The following is a 12,426-nucleotide window of genomic DNA, read 5'->3' as shown; positions in this document are numbered from 1 at the left end:
TTGCCCTCAGGCGGAGACGAACAGGTCGAGCGCGGGCGTCGTGCCCGGCCGGGCCAGATACGGGTCGAAGTCGTCGACGCCGGCTTCGCGCAGCACCGTTTCGTCGAGACAGGCATGGCCGCTGAACTGGCGCGACGGCCGCGTCAGGATGCGGTAGGCGGCGTCGGCCATGATCTGCGGCGTGCGGCCGTCGCCGGTGCCGTCGAGACCGGGCACTTTCAGCGCCGACGTCTCGATCAGCGTGCGCGGCCACAGCGTGTTGACGGCGATGCCGTCGTCGCGCAGCTCGGCGGCGAGGCCGCGACCGAGCAGGCTCATCGCGTACTTCGAGACGGTGTACGCGGCGTGCTGCGCGAACCAGCGCGGATCGGGGTCGAGCGGCGGCGCCAGCAGCAGCACGTGCGGATTGGCGGCGCGGCGCAGCTGCGGCAGACAGGCCTGCGTGCAGACGAAGGCGCCGCGCACGTTGATGTCCATCATCAGGTCGTAGCGCTTCAGCGGCGTCGCCTCGGCGCGCGTCAGGCTGATCGCGCTGGCGTTGTTGACGAGGATGTCGATGCCGCCGAAATACGCGGCCGCACGGGCGACGGCGTCCTGCACCTGCGCCTCGTCGCGGATGTCGACCTGCAGCGGCAGCGCCTCGCCGCCGGCGGCGACGATCTCCGCCGCGGCGCTGTGGATCGTGCCCGGCAGGCGCGCATCGGGCTCGGCGGTCTTGGCGGCGACGACGATGCGGGCGCCGTCGCGCGCCGCGCGCAGGGCGATCGCCTTGCCGATGCCGCGGCTCGCGCCGGTGATGAACAGGGTCTTGCCGGCCAGTGACGCCGCTGCTGCTGCCGATGCCGCTTGAACCATGGACGTGCCGCTCCGTTGTGGGTGTGAAGTCCCGCTCCGGCGCGGGACGTGGGTTCGGGAAATGGGCGGATCGCGCGACGCGCCGTCAGCTGCTCAGCATCACGCGGTTGTCGGCGCGAAAGCGCACGAACCAGTCGATCGCCGCCGGATTCAGCATCGCGTCGCGGCTCGCCGATTTTTCCAGCGGCCAGCCGCTCAGCAGGCGACGCACCGGCACTTCCATCTTCTTGCCGGTCAGCGTGTACGGAATCTCGTCGACGCGGTACAGCTGGTCGGGGACATGGCGCGGACTGCAGTCGAGGCGCAGCTGGCGGCGGATGCGGTCGCGCATCGCCTCGTCGAGCTCGACGCCGGCGCGCAGCTTGACGAACATCGGCATGAAGAAGCGGCCGCCGGCGAGCTCGCAGCAGACGATGATGCTGTCGACCACCTCGTCGATGCGCTCGACGCTGCGGTAGATCTCGGCGGTGCCGATGCAGACCCCGTAGCGGTTCAGCGTCGAATCGCTGCGACCGTAGATGTAGACGCCGCCGCGCGCGTTGATCTTGGTCGAGTCGCCGTGGCGCCAGACGCCGGGCCAGGTCGCGAAATACGACTCCCAGTAGCGCTGGCCGTCGTCGTCGTTCCAGAAGCGGATCGGCATCGACGGACAGGGCGTGCGCACGACCAGCTCGCCGGTCTGGTCGACGACCGGCTGGCCGTACTCGTTCCAGACCTCGACGTCCATGCCGAGCAGGCGCGTCTGGATCTCGCCGGCGTAGACCGGCAGCGTCGGCACCGCGCCGACGAAGGCCGAGGCGATCTCGGTGCCGCCGCTCTGCGAGGTCACCCACAGATCCGGCTTCACCTCGTCGTAAAACCACGCGAAGGTCTCGGGCACCGACGGCGAGCCGGCGAGCAGCACCATGCGCAGCGCCGCCAGATCGTAGTGCAGGCGCGGCCGCAGGCCGTTCTTCTGCATGATCTGCGCGAAGCTCGGACTGGTGCCGAAATGCGTGACGCGCAGCTGCTCGACGAGCTTCCACAGCACCTCGGGATCGGGCCCGATCGGCGAGCCGTCGTAGAGCACCGGTGCGGCGCCCTGCAGCAGGCTCGCGAGCAGCACGTTCCACATCATCCAGCCGGACGTCGAGTGATACAGCGGCCGGTCGCCGGGACGCAGGCCGACGTGGAACGCGGTCAGCTTGCAGTGCTCGACGAGGATGCCGACGTGGCTGTGCACGACCGCCTTCGGCAGGCCGGTGGTGCCCGACGAGAACAGCACCCACAGCGGATGGTCGTGGGCGACGCGCTCGTATGCGAACGTCGCCGGCTCGGGGCCGTCGGCCAGTTCCGACCAGCGCCGGGCGCCGGGCAGCGGCGGCGCCGCGCCGGGCGCGAGATAGTCGAGCCAGACCACGTGCTCGACGCTGGGCAGGCCGGCGACGATCGCCGCGACCTGCTCGCCGCGTGCGAAGTCCTCGCCGCCGAAGCGGTAGCCGTCGACGGCGAACAGCAGCTTCGGCGCCAGCTGGCCGAAGCGGTCGATCACGGTGCGCGCGCCGAACTCCGGCGAGGCCGCCGTCCACACCGCGCCGATCGCCGTCGTCGCCAGCATCGCGATCGCGGTCTCCGGAATGTTCGGCATGTACGCACCGACGCGGTCGCCGGGGCGGATGCCGAGCGCGCGCAGCCGCGTCGCCAGCACGCGCACGCGATGGCCGAGCTCGCGCCGGCTCAGCTGGCCCGGTGTGCGCAGCTCGGAGGCGTACAGCAGCGCCGGCGCGTCCGGATCGGCGTCCTCGTGACGCAGCAGATGCTCGGCGTAGTTGACGCGCGCGCCCTCGAACCACTGCGCACCGGGCATCGTGCGGCGATCGAGCACGCGCCGGTACGGCGTCTCGCTGACGATGCAGAAGTAGCGCCAGATCGCCGCCCAGAACACCTCCGGTTCGTCGACCGACCAGCGCCACAGCGCCGCGTAGTCGTCGAGATCGAGGCCGTGATGGGCGTTGACCCAGTGCCGGAAATCCTCGACCGCCGCCGCCGCCACCTGCTCCGGCGGCGGCGTCCACAGGCATTCGCCTTCCGCGACGCGCGCGGCGGCGGGCGCAACACCCAGGCCGGCCATGGCGTGCGCGCCCGTCAGCCGATGCGCGCCGACGCGGCGTTGACCGTGAGCTCCGGGCGCGACACCAGACCGAAGCTCTGCAGCACGCCGAGCAGCTCGCGATGACCGAAGGCCTGACAACCCGACGCGAAGCCGTAGCGCTTCGGCGGCGCCTGCAGCAGGTGATAGGCGGCGTAGGCCTGCAGCAGGCCGGTCTGCTTGTAGTTGCAGACACCGTGGATCACGCAGTGCGCGCGGCCGAGCGGGCCGCTGGCGTGCACCGAGTCGACCGAGGTGTTCTCGCGCGGATTCTCGCGCGGCGGCATGCCGGCCTGCAGGCTCGCCGCCATCTCCGAAAGCTTCTTCTCGGCCTGGTCCTTCGGCAGCGGCTTGATCTGCTCCTCGACCACCGCGGCGATCTGCACCACGCCTTCCATCACCGCGCGCGCGAACACGCCGCCCTGCGCCTTGACGTTGGCGACGCGCGGATCGTTCTTGAACCATACCGGATGCGCGGTGCCGCCCCAGGGCAGGGCCATCGCCGTCTCGTGCTGGCCCGGCACGACGACCTCCGACTTCGCCGTCGGCAACCACTGCACGTACTGGTTGCCTTCGAGGTAGTAGAAGTTCGCGGTGAGGATGCTGAAGATCGTCTGCGTCGAGGCGTAGGTCGGGAAGCCCTTCCACAGCACCAGGATGTCGAGCGTGTCGAGTCCCGGCGTCTCCAGGCACAGGTTCGCGGCGATCTCGCCGGTCGTGTACATCTGCGCGATGCCCGGCGCCAGCAGCAGGTTCTTGTCGGCGAACTTCTGCCCCCACTTCGCCTCGGCGTGCATCATCCAGTTCTGCTCGCCGTTGGTGTCGGTGTAGTGCGCGCCGGCGTTGAGGCAGGCCTCGACCGCCTCGTCGCCGTACTTCATGAACGGGCCGACCATGTTGCACATGACCTTGGCGCCCTGCATCAGCTTGGTCAGCGCCTCGACCGTGTGCTCGACTTCGGCGATCTCGTAATCGGCGCTCTCGATGCCCGGCACGCGGTCGAGCACTTCCCTGATGCGCCTGGCGTCGCGGCCGGCGGCGACGAACGGCACGCGATGCTCGCGCAGGTATTCGGCGACGAGGCGGCCGGTGTAGCCGGTGACGCCATAGATGACGACGGGCTTCTTGCTCATGGTTCTCCTCGGATTCTGCGGATGTCGTTGTCGTTCGGGATTGCCGCGCTCAGGCGGTCATGCCGCCGTCGACGACGAGGTCGGCGCCGGTCACGTAGCTCGATTCGTCCGACGCCAGGAACAGCACGCAGGCGGCGATCTCGGCCGGCCGCGCGAAGCGGCCGAGCGGAATGCGCGCCAGCGTGCGCGCCGCGAAGTTCTGCGCGTCGTCCGGCGCCATCGACGCCAGCGCGCCGGCCACCATCTGCGTCTCGGCGAAGCCGGGGCAGACGTTGTTGATGCGCACCGGATAGCCGCTGCGCGCGCAGTGCACCGCCGCCGAGCGCGTGAACAGGCGCACGCCGCCCTTGCTGGCGTTGTAGGCGGGAATCAGCGGCTCGCCGATCAGGCCTTCGATCGAGGCGATGTTGACGATCGAGCCACCGCCGGCCTTCATGCGCGCGATCGCCGCCTGCGTGCCGAGAAACACGCCGCTCAGATTGATGTCGAGCGTGCGCTGCCAGTCGGCGAGCGAGATGCGCTCGACGTCGGCGATGCCGGCGATGCCGGCGTTGTTGACGAGCACGTCGAGACGCCCCCACTCGGCGAACGCCGCGTCGAGCGTCGCCGCCCACTGCGCGGCGTCGGTGACGTCCTGCACGCGAAAACGCGCGCGCGCGCCGAGCCGCCGCGCCTCGGCCTCGCCGGCGGCGCGGTCGACGTCGGTGAGCAGCACGCGTGCGCCCTCGGCGAGCAGCGCTTCGGCGGCGGCGAGCCCGAGACCGCGGGCACCGCCGGTGACGACGCAGACCTTGTCCTGTACTCGCCCCATGTTCGCGGTCTCCTTTCAGGCCTGCGCCGAGGCCGGCGCGGCACCGCGCCAGTCGTAGTCGCGGCTCTCGGCAGCGAAGCGCACGAACCAGTCGATCGCCTCGGGATTCATCATCGCGTCGCGGCTCGCGGCCTTTTCGAGCGGCCAGCCCATCAAGAGCTTGCGCACCGGCACTTCCATCTTCTTGCCGGTCAGCGTGTACGGCACGGCGGCGACCGCGTAGATCTTGTCGGGCACGTGGCGCGGGCTGCAGTCCTCGCGCAGGCGCGCGTTGATGCGGCGCACGAGCGCCTCGTCGAGCTCGATGCCGGGCTTGAGGCGCACGAACAGCGGCATGAAGAAATTGCCGCCCGGCAGTTCGCAGCAGACGATCAGGCTGTCGGCGACTTCCGGCACCTGTTCGACCGCGCGGTAGATCTCGGCGGTGCCGATGCGCACGCCGTAGCGGTTTAGCGTCGAATCCGAACGGCCGTAGATGTAGCAGCCGCCGCGCGCGTTGATCTTGATGAAGTCACCATGCCGCCAGATGCCGGGGCGGATGTGATCGAAGGCCTCGAAGTACGATTCGCGATAGCGCTTGCCGCCTTCGTCGTTCCAGAAGCGCACCGGCATCGACGGAAACGGCGTGGTCACGACCAGCTCGCCGACTTCGTCGACGAGTTCGCGGCCATCGTCGCTCCAGGCACGCACGTCCATGCCGAGCAGGCGCGTCTGGATCTCGCCGGCATGCACCGGCAGCGTCGGCGCGGCGCCGACGAAGCCGCTGCACAGCTCGGTGCCGCCGGACTGCGAGGTCACCCACAGATCCTTCTTCACGCAGCGGTAGAACCAGGCGAAGGTCTCCGGCGTCGACGGCGCGCCGGCGACGACGATCGACTCCAGCCGCGACAGGTCGAAGCGCTCGCCGGGCACCAGGCCGGCTTTCTCCATCATCTGCACGTAGGTCGGGCTGGCGCCGAAGCTGGTCGTGCCGGTGTCGGCGGCGAGCTGCCAGAGGAAATCCGGCGACGGATGCGCCGGATTGCCGTCGTAGAGCACGATCGCGCTGCCGGTGAGCAGCGCCGCCAGCAGCAGGTTCCACATCATCCAGCCGGTGGTGCTGTAGAAGAACATCACCGAATCCGGGCCGAGATTCAGGTGGAAGTGCATCAGCTTGAGATGCTCGAGCAGCGCACCGACGTGGCTGTGCACGATCGCCTTCGGCAGGCCGGTGGTGCCCGACGAGAACACCACCCACAGCGGATGGTCCCAGGCGACGTGCTCGTAGCGGAACGACTCGGCCGGCACTTCCGGCTGCGCCAGCAGATCGTCCCAGCGGCGCAGCGCCGGCCAGGCCGGCGGCGCCGCGTCGGGCTGCAGGTACGGCAGCCAGATCAGCGTCTGCAGCGACGGCAGTGCATCGACGATGCGGCGCACCTCGGCCTCGCGTGAAAAGTCCTTGCCGCCGAAGCGGTAGCCGTCGGCCGCGAACAGCACCTTGGGCTCGATCTGCGAGAAGCGCTCGATGACGGTCTGCACGCCGAACTCCGGCGCCGCCGACGACCACACCGCGCCGATCGCGACCGTCGCCATCATCGCGATCGCGGTTTCCGGCACGTTCGGCATGTACGACACCACGCGATCGCCCGGCCGCACGCCGAGCGCACGCAGCTGTGTGGCGAGGATGCGGACCTGACGGCCGAGCTCGCGCCACGACATCGTCGCCAGCGGCCGCGTCTCCGACAGGTGGTGGAAGACCGGCGCGTCCGGCGCGGTCTTCTCGTGGCGCAGCAGATGCTCGGCGTAGTTGACGCGCGAGTTCTCGAACCACTTCGCGCCGGGCATCGCGCGGCGGTCGAGCACCTGCGAGTACGACACCGAGGACTGCACGTCGAAGTAGTCCCAGATCGTCGCCCAGAAGGCCTCGGGCTCGTCGACCGACCAGCGCCACAGCGCCGCGTAGTCGCCGGTGTCGACGCCGCGCTGCTCGCGCAGCCAGCGCTGGTAGCGGGCGATCTGCGAGCGCTCCGCGAACTCGGGCCGCGGCGTCCACAGCAACTCGCCTTCCTGCACCATGTCGTTCTCCTCTTGTTCTCGTATGCCCAGGGCCTGCCGGCGGCGCTAGCGCAGCGCGTAGACCCGGTAGCGGACCTCGAAGGTCTGCAGGTCGGCCTCGCCGACGCCGACGCAGTACAGGCGCTGCAGCCACTGGTAGTCCGGATGCGCCGTGCGCAGCCGCGGGCCGGTGTGCAATGCCAGCCGCGGCGGCATCTCGCCGGCGAGGAAGCGCTCGTAGGCGTCGGCGCCGACGTCGGTCAGGCCCGGGTAATCGACCTGGATCAGCGCGCCGTCGTCGGTCTCGATGGTCGCGCGCACGTCGAGCTGGCCGACGCCGTCGCGGCGCAGCGTGAACCAGTCGGCGCCGACCGGACGCAGCCGGCCGCGCAGGCGCGGCCCCTCGACGCGGCCGCCGCTGACGTAGAAGGTCACGCGGATGCCCTCCGGCACCGGCCCGATCAGCTCGGGCGGCGCCTGCAGCGTCGCCTGCATCGAAAACAGCGGCTCGCCGCGCAATGCGAAATCGGTGTCGTTCATGTCCGCTCCCGGACGGTGTCGGCGGCCAGCGCGGCGGCGCAGAAGGCAGCGATCTCGGCGACCGCGTCGTCGGCCTCGCGCAGCAGCCCGGCCTGCAAGTGGAAGTCGTGCCAGAGCCCGGCGTACTCGCGCAGCGTCACCGCGACGCCGGCGGCGCGCGCCTTGTCGACCCAGCGCTGCGCGTCGTCGTAGATGATTTCCTCGCTGCCGACGTGGACCAGCAGCGGCGGCAACCCGGCGGGATCGGCGTACAGCGGCGAGCAGGCCGGCGTGTCGGCGGCCAGGCCGCCGCGATACAGCGCCGACCAGTGCGCGCCGCAGGCCGGCGTCAGCAGCGGGTCGCGCGCGGCGCGCGCCTGCACGCTGGCGCCGCTCAGCGCCAGATCGGTCCACGGCGAAATCGTCGCCAGCGCCGCCGGCAGGCCCTGGCCGGCGTCGCGCAGGGCCAGCGCCAGCGCCAGCGCGAGGCCGCCGCCGGCCGAATCGCCGGCGACGGCGATGCGCGCGGCGTCGCCAACCTCGTCGAGCAGCGCGCGCCAGACTTCGCGCGCGTCGTCGAGCGCGGCCGGATGCGGATGCTCGGGCGCGAGCCGGTAGTCCGGCACGATCAGCTCCGCGCCGCTGTGCAGCGCCAGGCGCACGGTGATGGCGCGATGCGTGGCCGGCGAGCCGAGCACGTAGCCGCCGCCGTGCAGATAGAGGATCCGTGTCGTCGGCCGCGTGCCGCGGCGGCGCAGCCGCTCGACCGGCACGCCGCCGAGCGTGGCGTGGCGGCGCTCGGTGCCGCGCGGCGGCGGCAGCGCGCGCAGCGCGGCGGCCGACAGCGCGCGCTGCACGGCGACCGGCACGCCCGGCTGCAGCGCGCGCTTGAGCAGGCGCAGCGCCGGCGGCACGAAGCGGGGCGGCAGATGCATCGTCGCGTCTCCCGTTCAGCGCAGCGCCGCGAGGCGCTGCAGCACGGCTTCGGGCTGCGCGTCACCGGGAATGCCGGCGTAGCGGAAGCCGCCGGGCGGACACGGCGGCGCCTCGCCGCCGCTCCAGTACGCGGCCGGCACCAGCTGCGCCGCGTAGCGCGCCGCCGCCGGCTGCGGCGCGACGACGAAATCGAGCGGCGCCTCGCCGCCCGCGTAGCGCCCGGCGGGCGCCGACAGGCCGGCGCTCCAGCGATAGTGCGCGGCGACGTTGAGCACCGGCTGATAGGCGGCCAGCGCCGAGGCCTCGCCGGGCTCGCTGGCGGCCGACTCCTGCAGCAGCAGCAGGTCGACGCCGGTCTCGCCGAAGCAGCGCAGGAAGTCGGCGAGATAGACAGCGGCGCTTTCGACCTCGTCGTCGTCGATCTCCGGCGCCTCGCCGTGCGCGGCCTGGTAGGCGTCGAGCAGCCAGCGCCGCGGCGACGGGCAGGCCAGCGCCAGCGGCTGCGCCGCGAAGCTGGCGCGCAGGCCGCCGGCGAGCTCGGCCAGATGCGCGCGCCAGGCCTCGTCGGCGAGCAGCGTGCGCAGCGGGAACACGGCGCGGCGCTTGGCGCGCATGGCCTCGCGCAGCGGGGCGTGCGCGGCGAGCCAGGCGGCGGCGACGGCGCCGAGCGGCAGCTCGACGACGTCGGAACGCAGCAGGCCCTGCGCCTTGCGCTGCCAGGCGATCAGCGCCGAGGCGTCGAGCCAGGGCGCGCTGCCGCCGGCGAGCAGCGCGCCGGCGTAGTCGGCGTAGTCCAGCCACAGCGCCGCGCGCGCGGCGAGCAGTTCTTCGAAGCGGTTCATGGTCGCGCGCTCAGGCCGCGGTGTAGCCGCCGTCCAGCACCAGCTCGGTGCCGGTCACCCACTGCGCGGCGTCGGAGGCGAGATAGACGACGGCGCTGGCGACGTCGGCCGGCTCGCCGAAGCGGCCGAGCGGGTGCGCGGCCTTGATCGCGGCCTCGGCCGTCGCGTAGTCCGGCGCGAGCCCCAGATCGACGAAGTGCTGGATGAAGTTCGTGCCCATGTCGGTGGCGACGATCGCCGGATGCACGGAATTGACGCGGATGCCGGTGCCGAGCTGCGCGCACTCGACGGCCGCCGCCTTGGTCAGCAGGCGCACCGCGCCTTTGGACGTGTGGTAGGCGGCGTGCCCGGTCGTGCCGATCAGGCCGGCGACCGACGACAGATTGATGATCGAACCGCCCTGCCCCTGCGGCTTGGCCATCGCCCGGATCGCATGCTTGACGCCGAGGAAGACGCCGTTGACGTTGATGTCCATGACGCGGCGGAAGTCGTCGAGCGTGCACTGCGCGAGCAGCGCCGCGGTCTCGATGCCGGCGTTGTTGACGAGCACGTCGAGGCGTCCGTAGCGGTGCTGCGCGAGCGCGACCGCCGCCTCCCACTGCGCCTCGACGGTGACGTCGTGCACGCAGGCGTCGGCGCTGCCGCCGGCGGCGGCGATGGCCTGCGCCGTCGCGCGTCCGCCGCCGTCGGCGACATCGCTGACGATCACGCGCGCGCCGGCCTGCGCCAGCGCCAGCGCGATCTCGGCGCCGATGCCGCGCGCCGCGCCGCTGACCAGTGCCACCTTGCCGTCGAGACGGAACCGCTTGCCGTAATCGGTCATCGAAGCTCTCCCCTGGTGATAGTCGTTGTCGTCAGCGGCGCGGCCGCGTGATGGCGAGCGCGCCTCAGCGGCCCGCCGCCTGGCAGGCTTCGAGCGCCGCCTGCGCCGCGGCGAGTTTCGCCTCCAGCGTGGCGATCTGCAGATCCTTGGGGTTGGGCATGTAGAAGCCCTGCAGCTGGTCGGCCGGCATCACCACCTTGAGGTTGATCGCCGGGTTCTGCGCGTAGATCTTGCTGTTGTCGTCCCAGCTGCCGAAGTACGGCAGGTCGGCGGGCGGCTCGGGCGTGACCCATTCCTTGCAGAAGGCGTCGAACGGCTTGCCGCGCTGCAGGCGGGCGCGGCGCTCGTCGTCGCGCAGCTGGCGCGTCGCGGCCTCGTCGACGACCAGCGTGCGCTCGTCGAACACGACCTTGTAGATCTCGCGCGCCAGATCGGCCGACAGCAGGTCTTCCTCGACGTCCTTCATGACCAGCGCCGGATCGCGCTCGAGCACGTCGCCGTAGCCGCCGCCGGCGCCCTGGCAGATCATGTAGATCTCGCCTTCGTTGCACAGCTCGAAGGTCATGCCCATGTCGTTGCTGCTGTACTTGCCGCCCTTGAGCGGGCGCTCGTTCATCAGCTTGACGATGTCGAACACCTCGACCACCTTCGGGTCCTTGTTCAGTTCCTCGAAGATGTTGACGCCCTTGATCTTCAGCAGCTGGTAGGCCGGGCACGAATAGCCGCCGAACAGGCCCTGTGCCGACGGAAACTTCGAACCCTCGCAGCCGGTCATGAAGCCCCACATGCCGGAGCCGCGCGCCGTGGCGATCTGCTCGTAGCCCATGCCGCCGCGGTACTTGCCGAAGCCGATGCGGTCCTTGGCGAGGCGCTGCGCGCCGAGGCGGATGATCGGCGTGTCTTCCTCGTTGATCTCGTGCTCGCCCGAGTCCGCCATGAAGCCGAACACCGGCGAGACGCTGTGCTCGCCGTCGGCGTGGCTGCGCGCGCCCTGGCCCATGCCGTTGATGTCGCCGCAGAAGTTGCCGGTGACGTCGCCGTGCTGGGTAAGGCCGCCGTAGATGAAGGTCGCCGCCTGGTCGTACTGCGAGGCGATGATCGCCGAGTAGCGCTTCGGCAGGCTGTAGTTGAACTTGGCCATCGGCACCGTCCAGGCGACGCAGGCCTTGAACAGCGGCATCAGGCTCATCGCCTGCGGCATCTCGCCCTCGGCGTCGATGATCGAGTTCTTGTCGGTGATGACCTCGATCGGCGACAGCACCGCCATCGTGTGCGGCAGGTCCGGCCAGATGTTCTGCAGCAGGCCGGTCGCCAGCGCCGCCTTGAACGAGGCGAGATTGGTGTTGACCGAGCGGTTCATGAACTGCGGTGCGGTGCCGCGGAAGTCGGCGATCATGCGATCGCCCTTGACGGTGATCGCCACGCTGATCTTCTGCAGGCAGTTCTCGCGCAGGCTGGAGTCCATGAACTGCAGCACGCGCGTGGTGCCGTCCGGCAGCTCGCGGATGCGGCGGCGCACTTCGGCCTCGGTGTCCTCGAGGTGCATGCGCATGGTCGCGATCAGCGCGTCGCGGCCGAACTGGTCGAGGATCGCGGTGATGCGGTCGCGCAGGCGCATGACGGCGTGCAGCTTGACCTTCATGTCCTCGAGCTGCAGCTTCGGATCGCGCACCGAGTTCTGCAGGAAGGTGACGAGGTCGCGCTTGATCTGGAAGTTCTCCACGACCTTGAACGGCGACATCTTGATGCCTTCGTCGTACTTGCTCTCCGCCGCGGCCGGCAGGCCGCCCGGCTCGCAGGCGCCGTTCTCGCCCTCGTGGATCGTGCTCGACAGCCAGCAGATCAGCTCGCCCTTGTAGTAGAGCGGCATCATCATCGACTGGTCGGTGTTGTGCACGCCGCCGTAGCGCGCATCGTTGTGGATGAAGCCGTCGCCGTCCTTCACGCCGACGGTCGGATCGTTCATCCAGTTCTTGATGATGAAGCGGATCGGATAGAACGCGCAGGCGGCGAAGGTGATGATGCCGTGCGGCGCGATCATCGCGAGGTTGCCGTCGGCGGTATAGATCGCGGTGACGAGATCGCCCCACTTCGCGCCCGGCGCGGCGCCCATCTGGTTGACCATCGTGAACGCTTCCGACAGCGCCGCGTTGATCAGGCCGCGGATGTGATGCGCCTGGTGCGCATCGAAACCCTTCTTCAGCACTTCCTCTTCGGCGGCCGAGCGCGGCGTCACCGTGTGGTCGCGCATGATCTCGGGGTCGGGGCCGAGGAACATCTTGTTGTCGGCGAGGAACTTGTCGAGCAGGGCCTGCTCTTCGGCGGAGATGTTGTCGTACATGGGA

At 70.5% G+C, this 12,426-nt stretch carries 10 protein-coding genes; all 10 read right to left on the bottom strand.

Annotation, left to right across the window (positions count from 1 at the left end):
• Positions 1-6: 6 nt before the first annotated feature.
• The 10 genes from H149_RS0116755 to H149_RS0116710 all read right to left on the bottom strand — a co-directional run bounded on the left by H149_RS0116755 (position 7) and on the right by H149_RS0116710 (position 12,422).
• Entirely contained in the window at positions 7-855 is an 849-nt protein-coding gene (locus tag H149_RS0116755) for an SDR family oxidoreductase (RefSeq protein WP_020650928.1), read from the bottom strand.
• Positions 856-940: 85 nt separating this feature from the next.
• Positions 941-2,965, bottom strand: a complete 2,025-nt coding sequence (locus H149_RS0116750) for an acetoacetate--CoA ligase (RefSeq protein ID WP_020650927.1) — start codon at positions 2,963-2,965, stop codon at positions 941-943.
• Between the two features lie 14 nt (positions 2,966-2,979).
• Positions 2,980-4,116: a DUF5938 domain-containing protein gene (locus H149_RS0116745; RefSeq protein ID WP_020650926.1), complete on the bottom strand. Its 1,137-nt coding sequence runs from the start codon at positions 4,114-4,116 to the stop codon at positions 2,980-2,982.
• Between the two features lie 49 nt (positions 4,117-4,165).
• Positions 4,166-4,927 carry a glucose 1-dehydrogenase gene (locus H149_RS0116740; protein ID WP_020650925.1) on the bottom strand — a complete coding sequence of 254 codons (762 nt, stop codon included), beginning with the start codon at positions 4,925-4,927 and terminating at the stop codon, positions 4,166-4,168.
• A gap of 15 nt (positions 4,928-4,942) precedes the next feature.
• Complete coding sequence (locus tag H149_RS0116735) at positions 4,943-6,982, bottom strand: acetoacetate--CoA ligase (RefSeq protein WP_020650924.1); 2,040 nt, start codon at positions 6,980-6,982, stop codon at positions 4,943-4,945.
• Between the two features lie 45 nt (positions 6,983-7,027).
• Positions 7,028-7,501, bottom strand: coding sequence for a DUF3237 domain-containing protein (locus H149_RS0116730; protein WP_020650923.1), 474 nt, complete (start codon positions 7,499-7,501; stop codon positions 7,028-7,030).
• Positions 7,498-8,415 carry an alpha/beta hydrolase gene (locus tag H149_RS21460; RefSeq protein ID WP_020650922.1) on the bottom strand — a complete coding sequence of 306 codons (918 nt, stop codon included), beginning with the start codon at positions 8,413-8,415 and terminating at the stop codon, positions 7,498-7,500. Before H149_RS21460 ends, H149_RS0116730 begins: the two co-directional genes overlap by 4 nt.
• A 15-nt stretch (positions 8,416-8,430) precedes the next feature.
• On the bottom strand, positions 8,431-9,258 hold the full coding sequence (locus H149_RS0116720; RefSeq protein ID WP_020650921.1) for a hypothetical protein: 828 nt from the start codon (positions 9,256-9,258) through the stop codon (positions 8,431-8,433).
• 10 nt (positions 9,259-9,268) lie between these two features.
• Positions 9,269-10,081, bottom strand: coding sequence for a glucose 1-dehydrogenase (locus H149_RS0116715; RefSeq protein ID WP_020650920.1), 813 nt, complete (start codon positions 10,079-10,081; stop codon positions 9,269-9,271).
• Positions 10,082-10,145: 64 nt separating this feature from the next.
• On the bottom strand, positions 10,146-12,422 hold the full coding sequence (locus H149_RS0116710; protein ID WP_020650919.1) for a hydantoinase B/oxoprolinase family protein: 2,277 nt from the start codon (positions 12,420-12,422) through the stop codon (positions 10,146-10,148).
• Between the last annotated feature and the right edge of the window lie 4 nt (positions 12,423-12,426).

The sequence above is a fragment of the Solimonas variicoloris DSM 15731 genome (assembly GCF_000382285.1).
Lineage (GTDB): Bacteria > Pseudomonadota > Gammaproteobacteria > Nevskiales > Nevskiaceae > Solimonas > Solimonas variicoloris.
This window is presented reverse-complemented; position numbering and strand designations above follow the sequence as displayed.

Excerpts from the sequence above, each read along its gene's own strand:
- H149_RS0116755 (WP_020650928.1), bottom strand. The coding sequence starts at position 855 with ATGGTTCAAGCGGCATCGGCAGCAGCAGCGGCGTCACTGGCCGGCAAG.
- H149_RS0116750 (WP_020650927.1), bottom strand. The coding sequence starts at position 2,965 with ATGGCCGGCCTGGGTGTTGCGCCCGCCGCCGCGCGCGTCGCGGAAGGC.
- H149_RS0116745 (WP_020650926.1), bottom strand. The coding sequence starts at position 4,116 with ATGAGCAAGAAGCCCGTCGTCATCTATGGCGTCACCGGCTACACCGGC.
- H149_RS0116740 (WP_020650925.1), bottom strand. The coding sequence starts at position 4,927 with ATGGGGCGAGTACAGGACAAGGTCTGCGTCGTCACCGGCGGTGCCCGC.
- H149_RS0116735 (WP_020650924.1), bottom strand. The coding sequence starts at position 6,982 with ATGGTGCAGGAAGGCGAGTTGCTGTGGACGCCGCGGCCCGAGTTCGCG.
- H149_RS0116730 (WP_020650923.1), bottom strand. The coding sequence starts at position 7,501 with ATGAACGACACCGATTTCGCATTGCGCGGCGAGCCGCTGTTTTCGATG.
- H149_RS21460 (WP_020650922.1), bottom strand. The coding sequence starts at position 8,415 with ATGCATCTGCCGCCCCGCTTCGTGCCGCCGGCGCTGCGCCTGCTCAAG.
- H149_RS0116720 (WP_020650921.1), bottom strand. The coding sequence starts at position 9,258 with ATGAACCGCTTCGAAGAACTGCTCGCCGCGCGCGCGGCGCTGTGGCTG.
- H149_RS0116715 (WP_020650920.1), bottom strand. The coding sequence starts at position 10,081 with ATGACCGATTACGGCAAGCGGTTCCGTCTCGACGGCAAGGTGGCACTG.
- H149_RS0116710 (WP_020650919.1), bottom strand. The coding sequence starts at position 12,422 with ATGTACGACAACATCTCCGCCGAAGAGCAGGCCCTGCTCGACAAGTTC.